We start from the raw sequence: 23,915 nt of genomic DNA on the forward strand, positions 1-23,915 counted from the left end.
AAGGTTTCATCATGCTCGATAAGGTATTGATTGCTAACCGAGGCGAAATCGCGCTACGTATTTTACGTGCGTGTAAAGAACTCGGTATCAAAACCGTTGCGGTTCACTCTAAGATTGACCGTGACTTGTTACATGTGCGCCTTGCAGACGAATCTATCTGCATAGGGCCAAATCCATCAGCTCAAAGTTATTTGAATATTCCAGCTATCATTAGCGCTGCAGAATTGACAGACACCTCAGCTATTCACCCAGGATACGGCTTCCTTGCTGAAAATGCGGATTTCGCGGAGCAAGTTGAGCGTTCTGGTTTTACCTTCATCGGTCCTAAGGCCGAAACGATTCGCCTAATGGGTGACAAAGTTTCTGCGATTAAGGCAATGAAAGCAGCTGGTGTTCCGACTGTTCCAGGTTCAAACGGCCCAGTACCTACAGATCCTGAAGAATGTATCCGTGTTGCTAATGAAATCGGCTTTCCGGTTATCGTTAAAGCAGCGGCAGGCGGTGGTGGCCGTGGTATGCGCGTTGTTCACAACGAAGGCAGCCTACTAAAATCTATCAGCATCACACAATCCGAAGCAGGTTCTTACTTCGGTGATAGCACGGTTTATATGGAAAAATTCCTACAAAACCCGCGTCACGTCGAAGTTCAAGTATTGGCTGATGGTCAAGGCAATGCCGTTCATCTATACGACCGTGATTGCTCTTTGCAACGTCGCCATCAAAAAGTGCTGGAAGAAGCGCCAGCACCGATGCTGAACGAAGAATCTCGCCAAGCTTGTTTAAAAGCGTGTGTTGATGCTTGTATCAAGATCAACTACCGTGGTGCGGGTACTTTCGAATTCCTATACGAAGACGGCAACTTCTACTTCATCGAGATGAACACTCGTGTGCAAGTAGAACATCCTGTTACAGAAATGGTAACTGGCGTAGATATCGTTAAAGAACAACTTCGTATTGCTAGCGGCTTGCCATTGTCTTTTAAACAAGAAGATATCAAGTTAAATGGCCACGCTGTTGAATCTCGAATCAACGCAGAAGACGCTAAAACCTTCATGCCTTGCCCTGGTAAAGTGGAATACTTCCACGCTCCAGGCGGTATGGGTGTTCGTGTTGACTCTCACTTGTACAGTGGCTACACAGTACCACCTACGTATGATTCTATGATTGCTAAAATCATTTGTCATGCACCAGATCGTACTGCTGCACTAAAACGCCTTTCTGGCGCTCTAGATGAAACATTCATCGATGGTATTAAAACCAATATAGAGCTACAAAAAGACCTAGTAAATGATGCTAATTTCATTGCTGGTGGCGTTAATATCCATTATTTGGAGAAAAAACTCGGTCTATAAAGACTGCAGTTTTGCCCCTAGTGACTACATAAATCACTAGGGGCAATCATTTTCCTCTCGCCTCTCGCTCTAAGCTTCGCTATTCTATTCCTGTTTGTTTTACTGTTGGACTTCACTTTATGCCTTGGCTTCAAATACGTATCAATACCACGCCCGATCACGTCCCAGCTTTCGAAGATACTCTTCTTGACTGTGGCGCAATGGTTGTCACCTTTGAAGACGTCCATGACGATCCTGTATACGAACCAGACCTAAACACTACACCTCTGTGGAAAAACACTAAGGTGACTGGCCTGTTTGAAGCAGACGCCGATATTGAACACATTCGTCCAGTAATTGAACATAAAGCCGAGTCCCTTGGTGAAACCGATATCGATATGAAAATAGAGATAGTCGAAGACAAAGATTGGGAAAGAGAATGGATGGACAACTACCATCCAATCCAATTTGGCGAACGTCTTTGGGTTTGCCCTAGCTGGCGCGAAGTACCAGATCCAAATGCAGTTACACTGATGCTAGACCCAGGCTTAGCATTTGGCACAGGCACGCACCCCACTACCGCATTGTGCCTACAATGGCTAGATAGCATTGATTGCAAAGATAAAACCATCATAGATTACGGTTGCGGCTCAGGTATTCTTGGCATTGCGGGCTTACTACTTGGTGCAAACAACATGGTTGGTATCGATATCGACCCACAAGCTGTGCAAGCAACAGAAGCTAACGCTGAACGCAACAAGATCGACCCAAGCCGTTTAGAAGTAAAACTGCCTCCGTACGAATCTGACTTACAAGCCGATATCGTAGTTGCAAATATTCTTGCAGGCCCACTTGCCCACTTAGCCCCAACTATTTCCGCTCTGGTTAAAAATCAAGGTCAATTAGCCCTTTCTGGCATCCTTGCTAACCAGGCCCAGGAAGTGATTGAGGCATATAAAGAGTGGTTTACAATTGACTCCATTACCGAAAAGGAAGAATGGATTCGTATTGTAGGTACTAAGCACGCATAATAGCCGTTTTACTCAGCACAGTTTTAGACAGGAAGATTACACCCTATGGCCAATAGCCTAATAACACGTTGCCCAAAATGTTCAACCGCATTTCGAGTAAGCGATGAAGTATTAAGCATGGCCAAGGGCAAAGTCAGATGCGGCCAATGCTTCCATATTTTTAATGCCAACGATGCGGCAAACAACAAGACTAATACTGCCAATACCAGAGAACAGCCACTACAAGAAAACAATGATCCAGCAATAGAAACGGTCGCGCCCAAAAAACAAGCACAAGCTGATTTGACTCGCCAGCCGACAGATCAAAACAACATAGCTCAAAACACTATAGCTCAAAACAACACCCCTCCAAACAATGAAGCTCACGCAAACTTAAAAGCATCTATTGATAATAGGCTCGCTCCTGCAGAAGAAATTGTTAATCCAGATTGGCTACACACGCTATTTGATGACGAGGACCTGCAACCACAGAGTGAAGATACAACAAGTTCAAAAATCAGCAGCATACAAGAAGAAGACGAAGCCTTCGAAGCAAACAATGCTTACCAAGAGTCTGTTCACAAACAAGAACAAGCCAAAAAAGCTGCTGCAGAAACAAAAAGACAAGATGAGCCAGCGCCATGGGAGTTAGAGCTTGCTGAAGTAGAAGCCGCACTTAAGGCGACACCACAGCAACCCTTTACAGCAAATAAACCCGCAGCCAAACCAACAAAGCCAGCCGCGACTGAAGCCTCTGTAGCAGTCAATCCTGAGCCAGACTATATGGTTGCCCTGCATTCCTTAGCGCAAACTGCTGCGGAACAAACACGCCCATCCGACATAAAAAACCAACACACCATCCTTGAGCAACTATCCGCTCAACAAAGCTTAGCGCCATTAATGGGCGAGAGCGAATCATTCACAAGCAAGAAAAAAGGACACCCTTGGCTATGGTTTTTTGCTTCGTTATTAGGAATCGCCTTATTGACTGCACAAGTGGCTACGCATTTTTTTGAAGAAGGCAGTCGCTCTTCTAATTTTAGAGCCATCTACAAAACGATTTGCTCTTACTCTGGCTGTGCACTACCAAGATTCGAAGACATCAGCGCCATCACCATTCAACATGTTCGCATCCAAAGCCACCCGTCCATACCGAATACACTTTTAGTAAACGCCATTATCACCAACACCAGTGATTTCTCTCAGCCAATGCCAAAAATTGCCTTAGAGTTTTTTGACTTAAACGGTCTACCAGTGGCAGCAAGACTCTTTTCGCCAAACGATTATCTGCACAAAGACTTTCTAGATATCACCTATATGCCACCAAATACCCCGATCCACTTGGTCATTCCGATACAAGATCCAGGCGCTCGTGCGGTCACTCATCAGCTTAGAGCCTTCCCAACAGACACTCGCTCTTACTAGTTTTTCACTGTTTTAGTACTAAGGTTAAAAAAAGAACAAAAAATAGTCAGTTTTTAGCCTGTCAAGACTTCAAAAACAACGATTGCATAGGTATTATTCACGCCCGCTCGACGCTGTCGACGATCTTTAACATTCAATCCAGTATTCAGGAACATCATGGCATTTGCTATTGGCCCATATTGCGTTGACAAGCCCGTTATTCTTGCCCCTATGGCAGGCGTAACAGATTTGCCTTTTCGCCGCCTTTGCCATGACCAAGGTGCAGGCTTAGTAGTATCAGAAATGGTCACTTCTGATGTTCGCCTGTGGAACTCGACAAAAAGCCGCCATCGTTTAATTCACGACGCGGAAGTCTCGCCGAGATCCGTTCAAATTGCTGGCGGTGACCCTCAAATGATGGCTGAAGCCGCTCAACAAAATGTTGAGCTAGGCGCACAAATCATTGATATAAACATGGGTTGCCCCGCTAAAAAAGTATGCAATAAAGCGGCAGGCTCTGCATTACTTAAAGATGAAGCACTTGTTCGAGAAATATTGGAGTCTGTTGTAAATAGTGTTTCTGTTCCAGTCACTCTAAAAATCCGTACTGGATGGAGTCTTGATCAGAAAAACGGTCTTGCGATTGCGAAAATGGCAGAGGATATTGGCATTCAAGCATTAGCAATTCACGGACGAACACGGGAATGTAAATTCCAAGGACAAGTTGAATACGACACGATTGCAGAGATTAAGCATCATTTAAACATCCCTATTTTTGCTAATGGAGATATTAAAGACGCGCAATCCGCAAAATTCGTGAAAGATTACACCCAAGCGGATGGCATCATGATTGGTCGAGCCGCCCAAGGAAGACCGTGGATTTTTCGCGAAATAAACCACTATTTAGAAACAAACGAATTGTTAGCGCCTCCTTCTTTATCTGAGGTGAGACAGCTTGTTATCAACCATGTGAACGCCTTACACCAATTTTATGGTGATTATTTAGGCGTGCGTATTGCTCGCAAGCACGTTGGTTGGTACCTGCAGACGTTAGCGGATAAAACACAATTTCGCAGTATGTTTAACCGTATTGATAATACGCAAGAACAGCTTGATAAATTGGAAGAGTTCTTTGTTTGCCAATAGGCAAACGAACCTTACACTTAATGTACTGAAAATCAAAAAAGAAGACCTAGATCACCCTTCTCAATGACGATCAACGTGCATTAATAAATGGTTAGCTTTAAAAATAGAAGGTCATTCTGTGGTAGAACAAACTCATACTCATACGTTTCAAGCCGCTTCTTCAGAGCAGTCACAAACCCTACGTGACAATGTTGAAAAAGCCCTACAAAACTATTTCGCTCATCTTGATGGGCAGCCAATAACAGACTTATATCAGTTAGTCTTAGCAGAGGTTGAGGCGCCTTTGCTGGAGTCTGTCATGAGCTACACAAAGGATAACCAAACAAAAGCATCCACCATCCTTGGTTTAAACCGAGGTACACTTCGCAAGAAGCTGAAGCAATACGGTATGCTATAAGCACAAAGAAAAAAGGGCGAATTCGCCCTTTTTTTCGTCTTACCTTCCCCTTGTTTATTTAGTGTTAAATTAATTGCGAGAACCATGATGGCAAATCAAAATACAGTAACTCCAATCAAACGAGCGTTAATCAGTGTTTCCGACAAAACAGGCATTGTCGAATTCGCACGCGAACTGACCGCTCAAGGTGTTGAAATTCTTTCAACTGGTGGTACTTACCGTCTTTTATTGGACAGCAACGTTAAAGCAACTGAAGTTTCTGACTACACAGGCTTTCCAGAAATGATGGATGGCCGCGTAAAAACTCTACACCCAAAAGTGCACGGTGGCATTCTTGGTCGTCGTGACATCGATGGCGCCATCATGAAAGAACACGGTATCGAAGAAATCGATATGGTGGTTGTAAACCTTTACCCATTCGAAGCGACCATCGAACGTCCTGATTGCGATTTACCAATGGCGATCGAAAATATCGACATCGGTGGACCAACTATGGTTCGCTCTGCAGCGAAAAACCATAAAGACGTTGCTATCGTAGTTTCCCCTTCTAACTACGAAGACATCTTGGCATCTATTAAAGCAGATGGTGGTTTGACTTTCGAACAGCGTTTCGACCTTGCTGTTAAAGCATTCGAACATACTTCTCACTACGATGGCGCTATTGCTAACTTCCTAGGTAAAAAAGTAGAAGGCGGCAGCGAAGACTTCGCTCGTACCTTCAACCTACAATTCCACAAAAAAGAAGAAATGCGCTACGGTGAGAATCCACACCAGAAAGCCGCTTTCTATGTTGAAGCAAATCCTAAAGAAGCTTCCATCAGCACTGCTAAACAAATCCAAGGTAAGGCACTGTCTTATAACAACATCGCAGACACCGATGCGGCTCTTGAGTGCGTAAAAAGCTTCGATAAACCAGCATGCGTTATCGTTAAACACGCTAACCCTTGTGGCGTAGCAACAGCAGCGTCCCAATTTGAAGCCTACGATCTTGCTTTCCAAACAGACCCAACGTCTGCATTTGGCGGCATCATTGCTTTTAACCAAGAGCTAGATGCTAAAACAGCTCAAGCGATTGTTGATCGTCAATTCGTTGAAGTTATCATTGCACCAAGCGTAAGCAAAGAAGCCGCCGATATCGTTGCTGCGAAGCAGAATGTTCGAGTACTTGAATGCGGACAATGGTCAAAAGACAAGCCAGCAGCACTAGATTACAAGCGTGTTAACGGCGGCTTATTGATTCAAGACCGTGACGATGGTGTGATTACTTTAGACGATCTTAAAATCGTCTCTAAACGCCAACCTAGCGAAGAAGAACTAAAAGACCTATTGTTTGCTTGGAAAGTGGCTAAATTTGTTAAATCCAATGCGATTGTTTATGCAAAAGCGGAACAAACTATTGGTGTAGGTGCAGGCCAGATGAGCCGTGTTTACAGCGCTAAAATCGCAGGTATTAAAGCAGCTGATGAGAACTTGGAAGTAGTTGGCTCTGTTATGGCATCTGATGCATTTTTCCCATTCCGTGATGGTATCGATGCTGCAGCACAAGCTGGTATTACGGCTGTTATCCAACCTGGCGGTTCTATGCGTGACGAAGAAGTCATCGCTGCTGCTGACGAAGCAGGCATGGCAATGGTCTTCACTGGCATGCGTCACTTCCGTCATTAAGAACGCGTCATTAAGAAGCTGCAATTAATGGAAGCATCCATTAATACATCAAAACTTTTTAGTTAGTCGCCAGAGACTTCGGTCTCTGGCTCGCAATACAAAGGATTAGATAATGAAAGTTCTTATTATTGGTAACGGCGGACGTGAACATGCTCTAGCATGGAAAACCGCAGAATCTAGCCATGTCGAAAAAGTTTTCGTTGCTCCAGGCAACGCAGGCTCAGCAACAGAAAACAAAGTCGAAAACGTTAACATTGGCGTCACTGATATTGCAGATCTTGTTGCTTTTGCAAAAAAAGAAAACATCGACCTAACAATTGTTGGTCCAGAAGCGCCATTGGTTATTGGTGTAGTAGACGCGTTTGAAAAAGAAGGCTTGGCTATCTTCGGCCCAACGGCGGCAGCAGCACAACTAGAAGGCTCTAAAGCCTTCACTAAAGACTTCTTAGCTCGCCACAATATCCCAACTGCGGCTTACGGTAACTTCACCGAGATCGAACCTGCTATTGCTTACATCAAGCAGCATGGTGCTCCAATCGTTGTTAAAGCCGACGGCTTAGCAGCAGGCAAAGGCGTTATTTTGGCGCAAACAGAAGCCGAAGCTATTGAAGCTGTTGAAGACATGCTGCAAGGCAACGCTTTTGGTGATGCAGGTAGTCGTGTTGTTATCGAAGAATTCTTGGTTGGCGAAGAAGCTAGCTTCATCTGCATGGTTGATGGCGAGACCGTTTTACCAATGGCGACAAGCCAAGACCACAAAGCACGTGATAATGGTGACAAAGGCCCTAACACTGGCGGCATGGGCGCTTACTCTCCAGCACCTGTTGTTACACCAGAAATCCATGATCGCATCATGAACGAAGTCATCATGCCAACGGTCAAAGGCATGAACGCTGAAGGTAATCGCTACCGCGGTTTCTTATACGCTGGCGTGATGATCGCACCAGATGGCACACCAAAAACGCTCGAATACAACTGCCGTTTTGGTGATCCAGAAACACAACCAATCATGATGCGCTTGCGTTCTGATTTGGCACAAATGTGTTTGGCTGCGATCAATGGCAAGCTAGATACAATCGAAGCTGATTGGGATCCTCGCGCAAGCTTAGGCGTGGTTCTTGCTGCTGGCGGCTACCCTGCCGATTATCCTAAAGGCGATGTAATTTCTGGTTTGGACACAGTACTTCCTGCAGGCCAGAAAGTATTTCAAGCTGGCACAACATTAAAAGATGGCCAGGTGGTTACCAATGGCGGCCGTGTTCTTTGTGCCGTTGCTCTTGGCGATACGGTTGCAGAAGCACAAGCGTCTGCTTACGATGTGGTTAAGACATTGTCTTGGGACAAAGTTTATTTCCGCACCGACATCGGCCATCGTGCAATTGCTCGTGAGCAAAAGTAATCTGCATTCAACTTAAAGTGTAAATACGTTATTTATTAACAAAAAAGGCCTCAATTGAGGCCTTTTTCACATATTAAAATTGATCCAGACTTATGACTTATTTTTCAGCTGAGACTCTTTTTTGTCTAACCAAGCCTTAAACAAGCGCCCTACTTCCAGCACCAATAAACCAAAAATAATGCCAGCGACCCAATCTAAACCAAGCACAAAACCTAGCGCTGCAATCATTCCATAGCCGTACATTAGATTAGTTCGGGTTGTCGGTTTTGCTTGCCTAGCAAACCAAGTTACACCCAACAAGAGTATGCTAAACCAAACATAATACTCCACCAAAATTGGATATAGCATTTGATCCCCTATCTAGTTAATAATGATAGCCTTTATACAATATAATTAGGCTAGCGTTTTGCTTTATCGATTTATTTTACTGTTTTTACTTAGCATCTCCAACACCGCGTGGAGCACAAACACTATTGCCATCATTGATGATACGAATAGTACGTTCAATATTAGCAAAAGCGGCTCTTATTTTATCGATGAAGATCAAGCCCTCCCATTTAGCACTATTGCGTCTGACGAATATGCAAAGAGATTTCGTCCAATTAACCGTGAATACTTACAATTGGGATTGGTAAAAGGCAACATATGGATTCGCACCGATGTAGCAATACGAACTACCAACAGTACGCCTATTTTACTAGAAATAGATTCGCCTAGACTACAATATCTAGACATCTACCTACCTAATTTATACGAAAATCAGATCCAGGCAGAGCTCGGTGGTGCGCGCCCTTATAACAACAAAGAAATCAAAGCACCAAACTATATTTTTTCAATTCCAGCCAACTCGCCCCCCGTGTTCACCTTATACATTAAGCTATCATCTCACTTACCAATTAATGCACAAATCGAGCTTAAAACCCTTTCTCAACTAAGCCAAGACACTCAAAAAAGCCTAACTTTCACCGGGGTTCTCATTGGCATATTGTTGGCTCTACTGGTTTGTAATGCCTTCTTTTTTGTCAAAACAACACACCCTATGTATTTAATCTACTGCATCTTGCTCATTGGCATAGCAGTTCTACATCTCGCACTTCACGATCAGATTTCTCAGCTGTTTCCAAACCAGATCAATATTCAAGAACGAATATACAATCTAGCCGCATTATCTTGTTTATGCGCCATTGTATTTTTCTCCCGCCTCTATCTTGATACCAAAGAACATCTGCCTAAATTAGACAAGCTATTAATCGCAGTCGGTTCTATTAACGCGTTATTTGCCATCATTTTCACCGTTTCACCAGAAAAAATAAACATAGCGGCTCTTTCTTTCATAGTGGTTGGCACTCTTATTATATTAACTGTGCATGCTGTCATCGCCTTTATGAAAAATATACCGTTTTCTGGGTACTACCTGGTTGCTCGACTAACATTACTTTGCGGCCACTTTGCTTGGCTTATGTCAGCCTATGGCGTTATTCCAAGCGCGTTATTGTTTGAGTGGGGGTTAACCATCACTATAATCATCGAAGCAATGATTCATTTCACTGGTATGATTGCGCAAACAACGCCACTACTACAAAGGCATTCGAAAAAGAGCAAACAAGCTCAAACAGAAATAACAGACCTTTTATCCGACATTTCCAACAGGCTTCGCCGTCAAATCAATATTCTTGGAGGTACACTCTCTCACCTTGAACAAGCTGCTACATCAAATGATACCAAGCTGTTTTTAACCAGCAGCCTGACTGCCAACAACAACCTAAAAAATCTGATTGAGCGAATTGACCTAATTAGTGATATTAAAGAACATACGCCACCAGATCAGCCGTACCCGCTATCACTTAATCAGTTAATAGATAATGCTTACAATAACGTTCAACGCTTAGATCAAGATAACACGCAGATTGAGCTGAATACTTACAAGACAGATCAAGTTGAAATCTTACAGAATGCATCTATTTTGCAGCACCTTATAGAAAGCCTAGCGCAAGAATTCAAGCACTTCACAGATCAAATATTAACCATCAACATTACCCGCCATGAAATAAACAGAGAAGGTGTAACTTTACTAGAGCTCAGCTGCTTTCCGCTGCCGACACAAGTTCGCACTACTGCAACCAGTTTTGATCTTGGAATGCATTACATATCACTTCTCACCCAACACTTAGAAGGTGAGATACAAACATCTGAAAATGCTCATATGCGAAGCGTTAACATCCAGCTCCCTATACGCGCGCACATACGCCCTTTAAATAACGATATCAGCCAACAACATCACTTTGACATCATATTATTTGGCCAAGAAGACAGCGATCTACAAAAAGCACTAACGATCTTGCAAAGTCATACCAATAAAATAGAGCACTTCACCACTCTAGAAAGTTTATTGGATTATTTAGAGCTGCCTGCAAAAAGAGAATCAGGCTCTGTTATTTTAGTATTTGATAACGGCGGGCACATTCCTCACATTACACAGCAAAGATTACTTCCTTTAATGCGGCATGAAGATCAGTGCTTACTCATCAGCAACAATGTTAAAATGTCGCTAGATTATGCAAAAAAGCTGGGATTTGATGAATTACTAGCCTGCTCTGAGTTAGAAAACCATCTAGAGCAAAGGATATCGCGCCTTATACAAAAAGGGGACAGACTAAAGAACACATCTTTGTCTCGGATCAACCCTTTGCGCAAAACGCCTTGAAGCAAAACCACTAACCTTGAATAATACAAACGAAAGGAGATGATATGGACTGTTTATTTTGCAAGATAGTAAAGGGTGACATTCCGGCAAACATTTTATTTGAAGACGATGACGTTATTGCTTTTGAAGATATTATGCCTAAAGCACCAACCCATTTTCTTGTCATCCCGAAGCGTCACATTAGTACGTTGAATGACCTTACAGATGAAGATGCTCCAGTGGTTGGTAAACTACAAATTACCGCAGCGAAAATAGCAAAACAGAAAGGCATCAGCGACGCAGGCTATCGAGTCGTGATGAACTGCAACGAAATGGGTGGGCAAACCGTTTACCACATTCATATGCATGTATTGGGTGGCCGCGCGATGACATGGCCTCCAGGTTAACAAGAGGAAATATGATGATCTCTTTTCTAGATAAAGCCGTATTACAGTTTGACCGCGCTTTACAAACGCTTGTCCCTCACGCAGCGAAAGCAAATCGACCTTCCCCTGCTGATAAACTAGAAGAAGCAGAATTGGATCAAAGCGAGCGTAAGCATTCATCAGGCCTAATGCGTATTAACCATACTGGAGAGGTATGCGCACAAGCCCTTTACGCGGGCCAAGCTACTACTGCAAAACTAGCTACAGTTCGCCAAGAAATGGAGCATGCCGCAGACGAAGAAATAGATCATCTAGTCTGGTGCGAACAGCGTCTTTATGACCTAGGCAGCAAGCCGAGCATTTTGAACCCATTATTTTATGGTGCGTCATTTATGATAGGAGCTGGAGCTGGTCTTATTAGTGATAAATTAAGCTTAGGCTTTGTTGCAGCAACAGAAGATCAGGTTTGCATTCATCTTCAAAAACACATGGCGACCCTGCCAATGCAAGATGCAAAAAGCAAAGCTGTATTAACGCAAATGCACATAGACGAAGCCAGACACAAAGCAATGGCGTTAGAAGCAGGCGGATACGAGTTTCCACAACCCATTATGGCCATCATGACACAAGTATCCAAAGTCATGACCACAACTACTTACCGGATTTAATCATGAACAGAGATCTTCATTCTATTCGTCGTGACTACCAATTCGACGATCTTTTGGAAGAACAGGCTGGTAACAACCCACTTGCTTTATTTGACAATTGGCTCGAAAAGGCTATCGAATCTTGCCCCGATGATCCAACAGCAATGGTATTAAGCACTATTGGACTAGATGGTTGGCCTCATTCACGCGTGGTGCTATTGAAACAACGTAACGACGCTGGATTTTCATTTTTCACAAACTATGACAGTGAGAAAGGCCAGCAGCTCGCGCAAAACAATAAAGCTAGCATGACCTTCTTTTGGCCTGCGCTGTCTCGTCAAGTTCGTGTAGAGGGCACTATAGAGAAAGTTTCCCGCACAACTTCAGAGACGTATTTTGCAACTCGCCCACGCGGTAGCCAGCTCGCAGCAAGAACATCAAAGCAAAGTACTGTAATTGCTAGCCGTGATGCACTGCAAAAAGCCTTTAACGCAGAAGAACAAGCGTTTAATGACTTAGAAGTACCTTGCCCAGAAAACTGGGGTGGCTATGTACTAAAGCCTAGTTTCATTGAATTCTGGCAAGGACGACCAAGCCGACTTCATGATCGCATTTGCTACACACTCAAAGACAACGATTGGCTAAGAACACGCAAAGCGCCTTAATTATTAGACACCACCAAAGAAGTATTAAAGTAAGTAGATAAGGATCAAAGCAGGAGGCGAAACGTTAAGCTTATTCGCTCCTCTTTGATTCGCTTTCTTACTGGTAAAGAATGCTGCCACAATACTTGCGTTGAAGCAGACATAACCAACCAGCTTGCGTCTTCTAATTCCACACTGTGTTTAATTTGATGATTCGCTTTAAGGCGAAATAGAAACGGCCGACTCGCTCCGAGGCTTAACATAGCAACGACTGGCGCAGGCCCTAATGATTTTTCATCATCGGCATGCCAGCCCATATATTCATCACCATCTTGGTACCAATTCAATAACACCGCATTAAAAGGCTGCTCTGCAAGGTGTTCTGCCTCTTCTTTGATAGGCAATAGCCAATCAGGCCAACCAGCACCATGATGATCTTTACCTGAATAGCGATAACAAATACCAAAATCCGCAATAAACGCAACTTTTCTTGGCACCGATATATCGCGGCCAAACATAAGCAAATTTTCTCTTTCCCACAGTAAATTCAACTTAAGCTGTGGCATAAGCTGCTGCAAGCTTGAGCTGGAAATTGAGTATCGGTATGATGGCCGGGCTTCCATTTAATTATTCACCTTGGATTTCAATGCAAACCTCTTCCGTTTTCGAACCCACCAAACGCAGTGCATTTTTAGACGTTTATCGCGGTGCCGCCGTGCTACTGATGATGATATTCCATTTCTGTTGGGATTTGCGGAATTTTGGCTTTATGGAGTTTTCCATTTACGATCCTTTTTGGGTCTATTTTCGCAGCCTAATTTTAACGTTGTTTCTATCTGCAATTGGCTGGTCAACATATCTAGCATTAGGAAGGGCTAGCAGCCAGTCGTTTTGGAAACGTGATATAAAACTATTTATTTCCGCCGCTGCTATTTCGTTAGCTACCTATCTTGCTGTCCCTGACCAGTGGATATATTTTGGTATTTTGCATTTTATCTTTATCGCATCGTTGATCACTAGACCCATTGCGCAATGGCCAATTCTTTCAGCACTATTCGGTGCCATAATTATAATCATCTATCACACAACTAACTGGCTACACTTCCCTAACGCCTTCTCGACCATCACTTCCTACATAGCTCTACCACAAAGAACCTTGGATATCGTGTTTCCATTCCCATGGATTGGTGTTGTTTTAGTTGGCCCTCTTCTTGGATACCTAAATTGGCATAAGTGCCCCATACCAAACAACCCAATAATACATATTTTGGCATTTATGGGACGTTATGCACTACCAATATACCTTACCCACCAAGTGATTTTATTTGCACTGGTTGCGGCGTTCAAAATGGTGCTTACCCTCATTTCTTGATCACTTTTCGTGCGTTCAGGCAGGTGAGTTTTTTTCAGCAAAAAATAGATAAAAATAGCCCTTATGGTATTGCCAATTGCTAACTTTACGCTTTTTCAGGCAAGTAAAGTAAGTGACCACTTAGCTATTATTCAATTATCATTTTAGAGTTTTTTTCAAGCCTTGATTTTCACCTAAATGAGCACTATTGTTCGCTACAGATTAACAACGAAACACTACATATAGTGTGTTAGCTAAAAAATACACACTACATAGAGTAAATATCCTTTTTTATATTGCGCTAATGGGAAGTCATTGAATGAGCACTCTCACAGTTACTAAACGTAACGGGACGACAGAAAACATCAACCTAGAAAAGATTCATAAAGTCATCGCATGGGCTGCCGAAGGGTTAGACAATGTTTCTGTTTCCCAAGTAGAGCTAAAAGCACGAATTCAGTTCTTTGAGGGTATTCGTACTACAGACATCCACGAAACACTTATTAAGTCTGCTGCCGATTTAATCTCCGAAAGCACTCCAGACTATCAATATCTAGCAGCTCGTTTAGCTATCTTTCACCTACGTAAAAAAGCCTTTGGTGATTTCGAGCCACCACACCTTTACAAACACGTAAAAAGTCTTGTTGAGCAAAAGCGTTATGATGCACAGTTGCTAGAAAAGTACACAGAAGAAGATTTTAACGAGCTAAATACATTCATTGACCACTCTCGTGATATGGATTTTTCTTATGCTGCGGTGAAACAGCTTGAAGGTAAGTACTTGGTACAAAACCGAGTAACTGGTGCAATATACGAAAGCCCTCAGTTTATCTACATACTTGTCGCTGCTTGTTTATTTGCTGAATACGACAAAAAAGAGCGTTTAAACTTAATCCGCCGCTTCTATGACGCCGTATCTAAATTCAAAATTTCATTACCAACACCTATTATGTCTGGTATTCGCACACCTACTCGTCAGTTCAGTAGCTGCGTATTGATTGAATGTGGTGACTCTTTAGATTCTATCAACGCCACATCAAGTGCTATCGTTAAATACGTTAGCCAGCGCGCTGGTATTGGTGTAAACGCCGGTGCAATTCGTGCTCTAGGTAGCCCTATCCGTGGTGGCGAAGCCTTCCACACGGGCTGTATTCCATTCTACAAACACTTCCAAACAGCGGTAAAAAGCTGTTCTCAAGGTGGTGTTCGTGGCGGCGCAGCTACCGTTTTCTACCCAATTTGGCACTTAGAGGTCGAAAGTCTATTGGTACTGAAAAACAACCGTGGCGTAGAAGAAAACCGTGTTCGTCATTTGGATTACGGCGTACAGTTTAACCGCCTGATGTACCAACGCTTGATTAAAGGCGGCAATATCACTTTGTTTAGCCCATCTGACGTACCAGGTCTATACGATGCTTTCTTTGCTGACCAAGAAGAATTTGATCGCTTGTATACTATGTATGAGCAAGATGTTTCTATCCGTAAACAAACGATTAAAGCAACGGAACTATTCACTCTATTTGCTTCTGAACGTGCAAGTACTGGTCGTATATACCTACAAAACGTGGATCACTGTAATACTCACAGCCCATTCGATCCTAAAGTTGCTCCAGTCAAGCAAAGTAACTTGTGTTTGGAAATCGCCCTTCCAACCAAGCCACTGAATAGCATTGATGACAAAGAAGGCGAAATTGCCCTTTGTACTTTGTCTGCATTCAACCTAGGTGCACTTGAAAGTCTAGATGAGCTAGAAGAGCTAGCAGAGCTTATTGTTCGCGCTTTAGACAGTTTGTTGGATTACCAAAATTACCCAATCCCAGCAGCACAACGTGCTACTGAATTGCGTCGTACTTTAGGTGTGGGCGTTATTAACTACGCGTACTACTTAGCGAAAAATGGCGTTAAATACTCTGACGGTAGTGCAAACGAACTAACTCACAAAACATTTGAAGCGATTCAGTATTTCCTACTAAAAGCTTCTAACAAGTTAGCGAAAGAGTTTGGTCCATGCTTGGCATTCAACGAAACGACTTACTCTAAAGGTATTTTGCCAATCGATTCTTACAAAAAAGAAATCGATAACATCGTTTCTAACGAATTGTTCTACGATTGGGAAACCTTGCGTACTGAGATCGTTACTCACGGTCTACGTAACTCAACACTAACTGCATTGATGCCATCTGAAACCTCTTCTCAGATCAGTAACGCGACTAACGGCATCGAGCCACCTCGTGGTTTCGTATCTGTTAAAGCAAGTAAAGACGGTATTTTGAAGCAAGTCGTACCTGAGTTTGAACGCCTAAAAGATAGCTATGAATTGTTGTGGACCATTCCATCAAACGATGGCTACCTACAATTAGTTGGCATCATGCAGAAATTTGTCGACCAAGCGATCTCTGCCAATACAAACTATGATCCACAGAAATTTGAATCTCAAAAAGTACCTATGAAGGTGATTTTGAAAGATCTACTTACCGCTTATAAACTTGGTGTGAAAACACTGTATTATCACAATACTCGTGATGGTGCTGATGATAAACAAGAAGACATGGATGATTGTGCTGGCGGTGCTTGCAAGATCTAACCTGTCAGCCATCGTACAAAGATCTTTTGCATGATCTGACAAGCAAAGCCTCATAACAATGAGGCTTTGCTACGTTTATCACTTTAACGAAATACTAAAATCTATTAATAACTAAGGCATCTTCTCATTGAATGTGCCTTACGCTTTTGAGGAATACCCTGAGACATGAGTTACTCGACTTTCAACCGTAAGCACTTCGATAGTACAAAAGAACCTATGTTCTTTGGTGAAAATGTCAACGTTGCTCGCTATGATCAGCAAAAGCATCCTATCTTTGAAAAATTAATCGAAAAGCAATTATCTTTCTTTTGGCGCCCGGAAGAAGTCGACCTTTCTACAGATCGTAAAGATTTTCAAAGATTAGAAGAACACGAACAACATATTTTCTTGAGCAACCTAAAGTATCAAACCCTGCTCGACAGCGTGCAAGGCCGTTCGCCAAACGTTGCATTATTACCAATCGTTTCTCTACCTGAATTAGAAACCTGGATCGAAACTTGGTCATTCAGCGAAACCATTCACAGCCGCTCTTACACGCACATTATCCGTAACATCGTTAACGATCCGACCAAGATTTTTGATGATATCGTGACGAACGAAGAAATCACTAAACGTGCTGATAGTGTTTCTAAATACTATGACCGTCTAATCGAAATGGTCAATTTGTATAACACCATGGGTATGGGAACCTTTGATGTTCCAGGTAAGGGCCCAATTGAAATTTCTATGCCTAAGCTTAAAAAGGCGCTTTACCTAACAATTGCCTCCGTCAACGTATTAGAAGCGATTCGTTTCTATGTGAGTTTTGCTTGTAGCTTCGCCTTTGCTGAACGCACGCTGATGGAAGGTAACGCTAAGATCATCAAATTAATTGCTCGTGATGAAGCACTGCACTTAACAGGCACTCAACACATGCTGAACTTGATGGCTTCCGGTAAAGATGACCCAGAGATGGCCGTCATTGCTGCAGAATGTCAGGACGAAGTTCGCCAGATTTTCATTGAAGCAGCAGAGCAAGAAAAAGAATGGGCAACTTACCTATTCAAAGACGGCTCAATGATCGGCCTTAATGCTCAAATCTTAGGCCAGTATGTTGAATACATTACCAATGTACGCATGCAAGCCGTTGGATTTGAAACTTGCTTTACAACTAAGCATAACCCAATCCCTTGGATTAATGCTTGGTTGGTGAGTGACAATGTTCAAGTTGCCCCACAAGAGGCAGAAATCAGTTCTTACCTAGTGGGTCAAACTGACAATAGCTTAGATGATTCAGACTTCGATGACTTCGACCTCTAAACCAAAAGCACCCGAGAAAAAAGAACAAGTGCATCGTGTACTGTTAGGGAAAAAACAAATTCTCGTCACTGAAGATGAGCCCTTGCTAGTACAACTTGAGCGAGCTGGTATTCACGTTGAATACCAGTGTCGTGAAGGATATTGCTCTTCTTGCTCAATCAAGCTCTTGTGGGGAAATGTAATTTACCCATTTGAGCCCCTTGCATGGGTGCAAAGCGGTTATTTATTAGCATGCTGCGCTATTGTCAAAAGCGACATTGAAATCGCTTTTTTCGACTAATTTTTGTTTACTAATTACTGCCTAACGTAACGTACGGTAGCCCGCGTAAATTCGAGTTGTCGTCGTTACCCAACATATCACACCAAACAAATACGCCATGGCGGCAAAGTAGTCAGGCAATAAACAAATCAATACCAGAAACACAATAGTTTCTGTACCCTCAGCCAATCCCCCTAAAAAATACAGAGATTTACGACCATACTCTAAACGTTCAATGTTTCGCTTCTCGGCCATAATGGCAAACGCTAAAAAACTACTGCCCGTTCCCATAAAAGAAAAAATCAAAAAGTTCGCCGCTAACGCATTGTCCACTGGATTCATCAAGGCAAAACCGAAAATCACCGCCGAATAAAAAATGAAATCTAAGGTGATATCTAAATACCCCCCCAAATCCGTGGGGCCTTGTATCCTAGCCACCGCGCCATCTAAGCCATCCATCACCCTGTTTATAATCACCAACACCAACGCTAAAGAGGTGTTTCCAAAGTACAAAGCCGGCAATACCATCATGCCAATCAAAAAACCAAGCAAGGTAATCCAATTGGCTTTTACTCCTAACTTATCAATCACTAAAGCCGTTAAACGCAACGGGTGCTTGAGGGCTTTAATAAAAAATGTATCTAACATTCAAACAACTACCTTGATTCTATAGGGACGAAATATTCCAAGACTTGATACAATGTAAGCATACTAGTGTTAACTAATACCATTCATCTACTTAGCAGAATAATAAGGTTTTTATGATACACGCAAAACAATATGGCTCATCAGGCCCAAATCTTATTGTCATACACGGTTTATTTGGCAATGCTGACAACTGGCATTCAATTGCACAATCTTTAGCTGAGCACTTCACTGTTTACTGCATCGATCTTCCGAACCATGGTAAATCAGACGGCATGCCAGACGCCAGCTACCCAAAAATGGCAGAAGCTATACTTAACTGGGCTGAGCTCAATAAAATCGACTCTTTCTACCTACTCGGTCACTCTATGGGTGGGAAAGTCGCCATGCAAATGGCGGCAATGGCAACAGCGGGACAAATTGAAAAACTTATTGTCGTCGACATTGCTCCAGTCGATTACCAGCCTAGCCATACTCGAATCTTAGAAGGCTTAAAGGCGATTGATGAATCACTACCCTCTTCAAGAAAAGAAGCAGACGCGCTATTAAGTAAATACGAGTCAAACTTGGCCGTCAGACAATTCTTATTGAAAAACCTAGCAAGAAGCAAAGAAGGCTTCAAACTAGAGCTCTCTGTGAACAATATAGCCGATAGCTATTCTACTATCCTGAAAAAACCAGTGATTAAAAGTGCGGTAAGTATTCCAACGCTATTTATCAAAGGTGAAAACTCAGACTATATCTTGGCAGAGTATCAGGAAGCTATTTTGGCATTCTTTCCAAACGCCAGCTTTAAGATAATATCTGGTGCTGGTCATTGGTTACATGCTGAAAAACCATTACCCTTTACCAGTCTAGTGAAACGCTTTCTACAGTAACCACTAACACCCAGTTTCGGAGCAAAGACCATACTTATCTTTCAAGTAAGACGGAGACGGCAACACGACACCGTGTGATTTAATCAGATAGGGGTTAAAACTCACTCTCAGCTTATCGGGGTACACAGCGTCCAGCAGTACCCCTTTTGTTTGCCACATGCTGATATGATTAGCCAAAATATCTAGTTTCGTATCAGTATCAGAATAAATTGCAAACAATGAACCTGCTCGAACAAAAGCAAAAGAAGGTCCTATCATCACCCGTTGTTTATGAAATAGTAATTTCAGTATGTCCTGTGCTATACCATTTTTATATAGCTCAGTATCAACTAATGAAAAAACCACAGCTGAGCCATCTAAGACGAAATTAACCGACTTCAACACAGACAGTCGGTCCACCTCTGTTTTAATAAACTGAAACTCAAAGCCATGCTGCGCGGCCTGTTCCTGCATATTTTGCACATCGATCAAAAGATTATCACTATAAAGTACAGCCAGAGGTTTACGATCAAACCAAATAGCCTCAAGCAAGGCCAAGCGCTTATCCAAAGGCGCCCCAGAAAACACAGCACTATTAGGAAGCCCACACTGCGACCGTGCTTTAAGATACTCTTCTTTACCAATGAAAATAGCCATAACAGCCCCTTCCGAGACCGATGAACACACCTGACGAAAGCTTTCAGAACCAATTGCAACCGTCACATCTTCGCTTTTCAAAAAAGAAGCGTTTTGTATAAACAAAGAACGACGCACTGGGATCAATTGCGTATTGGCTGGCAATAATTTAGAAAGCTGGAATGCCAAAGAGCGTGCTGAACTCTCTTCTATATCATGGACAACATAAATAGCCGCAGACACATTTATGGATGTCAGCGACAAAATAATAAAAATAAAAATCCTTTTCACGTTTCTATTTATCCACATTAGAAAGTGATGTTGGTGAAAACATAAGCAAACGTATTTTCCGTCAAATTATTATGTTTCGAAACAAGTGAGTTATCATCTAAACGCGTTTCCACACCAGCTCCCATTGTAGCCTTAGAGTACCCTCCGAAGGTCAATTCGTATGACAACCATGTATTAAGTAATTCATAATCTTTACCGCCTAACTCTTTTCCATACCAGTAATAGCTTTGAATAGCCCAGCGATCTGTTAGTGGCAAGCTACCAAAGAAAGAGACCATAACAGGTGTTGTAGCCTTCAGAAGAGTTGCGTTGTCTGTTTGAGTATCTTGATAAGCATAGGTGAAACGAGTAATAGCACCAGAACGAAAGCGCCAATCAAGTTCTAGCTCAATTCCATTGATATCAACATCTTCTGTTATGCCCTCTTCGACTTGAGCATCTCCAGTATAGGATGTGAATTTTTTCTGACTTAAGACCATGTCCTTAACTTCATCATGATAAAACTTTATATCAAACGATAAACCGCGACTCGGCCAATAATGATAGTAGCCCACTTCATAAGAAGTAATTTTTTCCTCTTTTTCTCCATTCACCGCATACGAGGTTGGAGAGCTATCCCCATTAGCTAAAACATAATGCCACTTAAAATATTGATCTGATAAATCAGGTGTTCTTACCGCTTTGGATATATTAAATCGCATAGACTCTTGCTCGGATAACTTATAAGTCATACCGAATTTAGGCGATAAAAACGCCCCTCCCATTTGACTGCGCTCAAACATAGCCCCAGCATTTATTATCCAACTCTCGCTAGCTCTGTACTCTATGTTAGAAGAAAGGCGAAACACCTCATCGCTCGCTTTTCCTGATAAATAATGCTCAGAATCCGCTTCATCCCAACGATAGCCCACAGCTGAAATCAAACGCAGTCTATTGGATGCTTCCCATGTGCTTTGTAGCTCAATATCTTGACGAGTTTCCAGTAGATCAACAATTGTGGACTCATACACTGGAACAGTACTAGAACCACCAAATAACGCGTTATAAAATCCAGAGCTAAGTATAGCTTCATGATATTCATTCAGATCAGATTGATCATAATAATACTGTATTTTCACCTCATGACTCGGTGACACTTGTTTGCTATAGCTTAACTTAATATGTTCACGATCAATCAAGCGCATTGGCTTATTAATATCATAAGAACCTGTGTCATATTCCACCGGATCAATCTTATCTTTAAGGCTATTGGCCCCCATATCTAGATTAAAGGCGCTGCTTGCAGTCTCCTTTTGAATAAGCACATTGCCCATTTGGGTTCGATGCCCATCATGACGTTCATATCCATCAGCATTTTTATCAAAGCCACTTACATTATTTGTAGAGGCCGATGCTCGATAGCTCCAATCACCATTTAAACCACTGTGCTGCCCATATAATCGATAATCACCATTCGACCCTGAATAAGCGCTAATACTGTCGCCCAACGTTTCTAAAGGAGATCTGGTAATAATATTCACCACAGCAAAAAACGAATTAATACCATAGCTTGCGGCATTCGGTCCTCGGTTAACCTCCACACGAGCTACGTCTTCAATACTTAATGGTAACGTTGCCCATTCAACTCGCGCCAACCCTACACTGTAAACAGAACGACCATTAACCAACACCTGAATACGGCGATATTGATCCAACTGAGTACCGTGATAAGAGGACTCTTTTTGGCTGGATGACTTATAAGGTGCAACTGAAAAGCCGGGTACAAACTGCAAAAGATCTTCCACATATTGCATATTAATACGTCGGATAAATTCACCGTCTAATACAGATAACGTAGAAGACACGTCGACTCTAGGCTGAGGCATTTTAGACGGCGTAACAACCACAGAAATATGATCGAAAAAGCCATCATACGAACCTAGATCAGAAAAATCTCCTCTAGCAGAAGACAAATCTTCCATTTCAGCCCAAGCATTGAAACTAAAAAACAGATAAAAACTAACGCACAAAAAACGAGTTATCATTGCTACTTCGACCTATAATCATCCGCTAAATAGGTTCCTAACATTCGGACTTCTTCAGAGAAAAAGCGCAACTCTTCTAATGCAGCCTGCATAGAGGAAGATTGAAAATGCGCTTCAACATCTACATAAAACTGGGTCGCGGTGAAGTTACCATTCACCATATAGCTTTCTAATTTCAACATGTTAATCCCTTGAGTAGCAAAACCACCCATCGCTTTATAAAGGGCTGCGGGGATATTTCGTACACGAAACATAAAAGAAGTGATATACGTTAAGCCATCTTCATAAATAGGCATTTTTTGCTGACGAGAAAAAACCAAAAAACGAGTTGTATTGCCTATAGTGTCGTTAAAAAAAGTTTTAAGCACATTTAGACCATACAATTCTGCAGCCAATTCAGATGAAATAACCGCTAATCCAGGCTCATCAAACTCAGCAATATGCTTAGCAGCACCTGCGGTGTCATACATGGCCTGACTTTTCGCACCTAACGCCTTAATATTAGCATCACATTGAGCCAACGCTTGAGGGTGGCTGCCAATGCGGGTAACTTGATCTAATGTCATAGAATGACGAGCAATTAAACAATGATTTACTGGCTCAAAATGCTCTTTCACTACATACAGCTGGGTGCGTTTTAATTCTCGATAAATCTCTTCAACTCGACCAGCAGTAGAGTTTTCAACGGGGATCATGGCGTAATAAGCATCACCTCGCTCCACCATCTGCAAAGCATCAACAAAGGTCGCACAATGAATGCTGGTCCAATCAGGAAAGGTATGTTTGCAAGCAAGATGCGAATAGGCTCCAGGCTCGCCTTGATAAGCAACGACTTGCATTGCATCAAGAGTAAGATGTTGATCTGGCATAGTAGAATCGATTCTGTGATATATTTCCGCTACAGTAACAAATAGACGTTACTATTTACACAAAAATGACATAACGCGATAGTCATCCAATCATTCACTAGACAAGTGGCGCATGAAAAGAATCTTCATATTAATAGTAAAAGGCTATCAATTTTTAATTAGTCCGTTATTGGGTAATAACTGTCGCTTTTATCCTAGCTGTTCACATTATATGATCCAAGCTATTGAGCGTTTTGGAATTTTTAAGGGTATGTACCTTGGTTTGAAAAGATTATCTAAATGTCATCCATGGCACGAAGGTGGCATGGATCCTGTTCCCGGTTCATGCCACTGCGAGGACGAAAAAATTGAAAAAGATCAGGCTAAAAGAGAGAAAGAAAAGAATTAA

The 23,915-nt window shown here is 42.3% G+C and carries 23 protein-coding genes; 17 read left to right on the top strand and 6 right to left on the bottom strand.

Features of this window, described 5'->3' with window-relative positions:
• Positions 1 to 11: 11 nt before the first annotated feature.
• The 7 genes from accC to purD all read left to right on the top strand — a co-directional run bounded on the left by accC (position 12) and on the right by purD (position 8,352).
• Positions 12 to 1,352, top strand: a complete 1,341-nt coding sequence (gene accC, locus BUA59_RS02535; protein WP_072838158.1) for an acetyl-CoA carboxylase biotin carboxylase subunit — start codon at positions 12 to 14, stop codon at positions 1,350 to 1,352.
• Between the two features lie 119 nt (positions 1,353 to 1,471).
• Positions 1,472 to 2,362, top strand: coding sequence for a 50S ribosomal protein L11 methyltransferase (prmA, locus tag BUA59_RS02540; RefSeq protein WP_072838159.1), 891 nt, complete (start codon positions 1,472 to 1,474; stop codon positions 2,360 to 2,362).
• A 45-nt stretch (positions 2,363 to 2,407) separates the two neighbouring features.
• Positions 2,408 to 3,766, top strand: a complete 1,359-nt coding sequence (locus BUA59_RS02545) for a DUF3426 domain-containing protein (protein ID WP_072838160.1) — start codon at positions 2,408 to 2,410, stop codon at positions 3,764 to 3,766.
• A gap of 156 nt (positions 3,767 to 3,922) precedes the next feature.
• Positions 3,923 to 4,891 (top strand): tRNA dihydrouridine synthase DusB, encoded by a 969-nt coding sequence (gene dusB / locus BUA59_RS02550; RefSeq protein WP_072838161.1) that lies wholly within the window; start codon positions 3,923 to 3,925, stop codon positions 4,889 to 4,891.
• A gap of 118 nt (positions 4,892 to 5,009) precedes the next feature.
• The gene (fis, locus tag BUA59_RS02555) at positions 5,010 to 5,288 is read left to right on the top strand and encodes a DNA-binding transcriptional regulator Fis (protein WP_012070668.1); all 279 of its coding nucleotides are present in this window, start codon (positions 5,010 to 5,012) and stop codon (positions 5,286 to 5,288) included.
• Positions 5,289 to 5,375: 87 nt separating this feature from the next.
• Positions 5,376 to 6,953: a bifunctional phosphoribosylaminoimidazolecarboxamide formyltransferase/IMP cyclohydrolase gene (purH, locus tag BUA59_RS02560; RefSeq protein WP_072838410.1), complete on the top strand. Its 1,578-nt coding sequence runs from the start codon at positions 5,376 to 5,378 to the stop codon at positions 6,951 to 6,953.
• A 112-nt stretch (positions 6,954 to 7,065) separates the two neighbouring features.
• Positions 7,066 to 8,352, top strand: coding sequence for a phosphoribosylamine--glycine ligase (purD, locus tag BUA59_RS02565; protein ID WP_072838162.1), 1,287 nt, complete (start codon positions 7,066 to 7,068; stop codon positions 8,350 to 8,352).
• Between the two features lie 90 nt (positions 8,353 to 8,442).
• Here the strand turns inward: purD and BUA59_RS02570 are convergent, their stop codons facing one another.
• Positions 8,443 to 8,700 (bottom strand): hypothetical protein, encoded by a 258-nt coding sequence (locus BUA59_RS02570; RefSeq protein WP_072838163.1) that lies wholly within the window; start codon positions 8,698 to 8,700, stop codon positions 8,443 to 8,445.
• 58 nt (positions 8,701 to 8,758) lie between these two features.
• Here BUA59_RS02570 and BUA59_RS02575 point away from each other — a divergent pair, with 58 nt between their 5' ends.
• The 4 genes from BUA59_RS02575 to pdxH are packed head-to-tail and all read left to right on the top strand — an operon-like array spanning position 8,759 to position 12,733.
• The gene (locus BUA59_RS02575) at positions 8,759 to 11,056 is read left to right on the top strand and encodes a sensor histidine kinase (RefSeq protein WP_072838164.1); all 2,298 of its coding nucleotides are present in this window, start codon (positions 8,759 to 8,761) and stop codon (positions 11,054 to 11,056) included.
• Between the two features lie 44 nt (positions 11,057 to 11,100).
• On the top strand, positions 11,101 to 11,442 hold the full coding sequence (locus BUA59_RS02580) for a histidine triad nucleotide-binding protein (RefSeq protein ID WP_072838165.1): 342 nt from the start codon (positions 11,101 to 11,103) through the stop codon (positions 11,440 to 11,442).
• 14 nt (positions 11,443 to 11,456) lie between these two features.
• The gene (gene coq7 / locus BUA59_RS02585) at positions 11,457 to 12,089 is read left to right on the top strand and encodes a 2-polyprenyl-3-methyl-6-methoxy-1,4-benzoquinone monooxygenase (protein ID WP_072838411.1); all 633 of its coding nucleotides are present in this window, start codon (positions 11,457 to 11,459) and stop codon (positions 12,087 to 12,089) included.
• Positions 12,090 to 12,091: 2 nt separating this feature from the next.
• Positions 12,092 to 12,733 (top strand): pyridoxamine 5'-phosphate oxidase, encoded by a 642-nt coding sequence (gene pdxH / locus BUA59_RS02590; RefSeq protein ID WP_072838166.1) that lies wholly within the window; start codon positions 12,092 to 12,094, stop codon positions 12,731 to 12,733.
• 44 nt (positions 12,734 to 12,777) lie between these two features.
• Here pdxH and BUA59_RS02595 read toward each other — a convergent pair whose 3' ends face one another.
• A complete protein-coding gene (locus tag BUA59_RS02595; RefSeq protein WP_072838167.1) occupies positions 12,778 to 13,335 on the bottom strand; it encodes an alpha-ketoglutarate-dependent dioxygenase AlkB family protein in 558 nt (185 codons plus the stop codon).
• Positions 13,336 to 13,358: 23 nt separating this feature from the next.
• On the opposite strand from BUA59_RS02595, the gene BUA59_RS02600 reads away from it, so the two are divergent.
• The 4 genes from BUA59_RS02600 (at position 13,359) to yfaE (ending at position 18,226) form a co-directional block, all read left to right on the top strand.
• The gene (locus BUA59_RS02600) at positions 13,359 to 14,084 is read left to right on the top strand and encodes a heparan-alpha-glucosaminide N-acetyltransferase (RefSeq protein ID WP_072838412.1); all 726 of its coding nucleotides are present in this window, start codon (positions 13,359 to 13,361) and stop codon (positions 14,082 to 14,084) included.
• Positions 14,085 to 14,382: 298 nt separating this feature from the next.
• Entirely contained in the window at positions 14,383 to 16,647 is a 2,265-nt protein-coding gene (gene nrdA / locus BUA59_RS02605) for a class 1a ribonucleoside-diphosphate reductase subunit alpha (protein ID WP_072838168.1), read from the top strand.
• A gap of 165 nt (positions 16,648 to 16,812) precedes the next feature.
• A complete protein-coding gene (nrdB, locus tag BUA59_RS02610; protein WP_072838169.1) occupies positions 16,813 to 17,946 on the top strand; it encodes a class Ia ribonucleoside-diphosphate reductase subunit beta in 1,134 nt (377 codons plus the stop codon).
• A complete protein-coding gene (gene yfaE, locus BUA59_RS02615; protein WP_072838170.1) occupies positions 17,930 to 18,226 on the top strand; it encodes a class I ribonucleotide reductase maintenance protein YfaE in 297 nt (98 codons plus the stop codon). The genes nrdB and yfaE overlap by 17 nt, the downstream gene beginning before the upstream one ends.
• 21 nt (positions 18,227 to 18,247) lie before the next feature.
• Here yfaE and BUA59_RS02620 read toward each other — a convergent pair whose 3' ends face one another.
• Positions 18,248 to 18,853, bottom strand: coding sequence for a CDP-alcohol phosphatidyltransferase family protein (locus tag BUA59_RS02620; protein ID WP_072838171.1), 606 nt, complete (start codon positions 18,851 to 18,853; stop codon positions 18,248 to 18,250).
• A gap of 113 nt (positions 18,854 to 18,966) precedes the next feature.
• Between BUA59_RS02620 and BUA59_RS02625 the strand changes: the two genes are divergently transcribed.
• Entirely contained in the window at positions 18,967 to 19,728 is a 762-nt protein-coding gene (locus BUA59_RS02625) for an alpha/beta fold hydrolase (protein ID WP_072838172.1), read from the top strand.
• A 3-nt stretch (positions 19,729 to 19,731) separates the two neighbouring features.
• On the opposite strand, the gene BUA59_RS02630 is transcribed toward BUA59_RS02625, so the two are convergent.
• From BUA59_RS02630 to BUA59_RS02640, 3 genes are read right to left on the bottom strand one after another with little or no spacing between them, the layout of a single operon-like run.
• Positions 19,732 to 20,634 carry a hypothetical protein gene (locus BUA59_RS02630; protein WP_245813080.1) on the bottom strand — a complete coding sequence of 301 codons (903 nt, stop codon included), beginning with the start codon at positions 20,632 to 20,634 and terminating at the stop codon, positions 19,732 to 19,734.
• Positions 20,635 to 20,651: 17 nt separating this feature from the next.
• Complete coding sequence (locus BUA59_RS02635; RefSeq protein WP_072838173.1) at positions 20,652 to 22,658, bottom strand: TonB-dependent receptor plug domain-containing protein; 2,007 nt, start codon at positions 22,656 to 22,658, stop codon at positions 20,652 to 20,654.
• 2 nt (positions 22,659 to 22,660) lie between these two features.
• Positions 22,661 to 23,527, bottom strand: coding sequence for a prephenate dehydratase (locus tag BUA59_RS02640; protein WP_072838174.1), 867 nt, complete (start codon positions 23,525 to 23,527; stop codon positions 22,661 to 22,663).
• Positions 23,528 to 23,639: 112 nt separating this feature from the next.
• On the opposite strand from BUA59_RS02640, the gene yidD reads away from it, so the two are divergent.
• Positions 23,640 to 23,915, top strand: a complete 276-nt coding sequence (yidD, locus tag BUA59_RS02645) for a membrane protein insertion efficiency factor YidD (protein WP_072838175.1) — start codon at positions 23,640 to 23,642, stop codon at positions 23,913 to 23,915.

Origin of the sequence: Marinomonas polaris DSM 16579 (genome assembly GCF_900129155.1) — a bacterium.
Classification (GTDB): Bacteria; Pseudomonadota; Gammaproteobacteria; order Pseudomonadales; family Marinomonadaceae; genus Marinomonas; species Marinomonas polaris.

Coding starts and splice junctions, on each gene's coding strand:
- accC (WP_072838158.1), top strand. CDS start 12: ATGCTCGATAAGGTATTGATTGCTAACCGAGGCGAAATCGCGCTACGT.
- prmA (WP_072838159.1), top strand. CDS start 1,472: ATGCCTTGGCTTCAAATACGTATCAATACCACGCCCGATCACGTCCCA.
- BUA59_RS02545 (WP_072838160.1), top strand. CDS start 2,408: ATGGCCAATAGCCTAATAACACGTTGCCCAAAATGTTCAACCGCATTT.
- dusB (WP_072838161.1), top strand. CDS start 3,923: ATGGCATTTGCTATTGGCCCATATTGCGTTGACAAGCCCGTTATTCTT.
- purH (WP_072838410.1), top strand. CDS start 5,376: ATGGCAAATCAAAATACAGTAACTCCAATCAAACGAGCGTTAATCAGT.
- purD (WP_072838162.1), top strand. CDS start 7,066: ATGAAAGTTCTTATTATTGGTAACGGCGGACGTGAACATGCTCTAGCA.
- BUA59_RS02570 (WP_072838163.1), bottom strand. CDS start 8,700: ATGCTATATCCAATTTTGGTGGAGTATTATGTTTGGTTTAGCATACTC.
- BUA59_RS02580 (WP_072838165.1), top strand. CDS start 11,101: ATGGACTGTTTATTTTGCAAGATAGTAAAGGGTGACATTCCGGCAAAC.
- coq7 (WP_072838411.1), top strand. CDS start 11,457: ATGATCTCTTTTCTAGATAAAGCCGTATTACAGTTTGACCGCGCTTTA.
- pdxH (WP_072838166.1), top strand. CDS start 12,092: ATGAACAGAGATCTTCATTCTATTCGTCGTGACTACCAATTCGACGAT.
- BUA59_RS02595 (WP_072838167.1), bottom strand. CDS start 13,335: ATGGAAGCCCGGCCATCATACCGATACTCAATTTCCAGCTCAAGCTTG.
- BUA59_RS02600 (WP_072838412.1), top strand. CDS start 13,359: ATGCAAACCTCTTCCGTTTTCGAACCCACCAAACGCAGTGCATTTTTA.
- nrdA (WP_072838168.1), top strand. CDS start 14,383: ATGAGCACTCTCACAGTTACTAAACGTAACGGGACGACAGAAAACATC.
- nrdB (WP_072838169.1), top strand. CDS start 16,813: ATGAGTTACTCGACTTTCAACCGTAAGCACTTCGATAGTACAAAAGAA.
- yfaE (WP_072838170.1), top strand. CDS start 17,930: ATGACTTCGACCTCTAAACCAAAAGCACCCGAGAAAAAAGAACAAGTG.
- BUA59_RS02620 (WP_072838171.1), bottom strand. CDS start 18,853: ATGTTAGATACATTTTTTATTAAAGCCCTCAAGCACCCGTTGCGTTTA.
- BUA59_RS02625 (WP_072838172.1), top strand. CDS start 18,967: ATGATACACGCAAAACAATATGGCTCATCAGGCCCAAATCTTATTGTC.
- BUA59_RS02635 (WP_072838173.1), bottom strand. CDS start 22,658: ATGATAACTCGTTTTTTGTGCGTTAGTTTTTATCTGTTTTTTAGTTTC.
- BUA59_RS02640 (WP_072838174.1), bottom strand. CDS start 23,527: ATGCCAGATCAACATCTTACTCTTGATGCAATGCAAGTCGTTGCTTAT.
- yidD (WP_072838175.1), top strand. CDS start 23,640: ATGAAAAGAATCTTCATATTAATAGTAAAAGGCTATCAATTTTTAATT.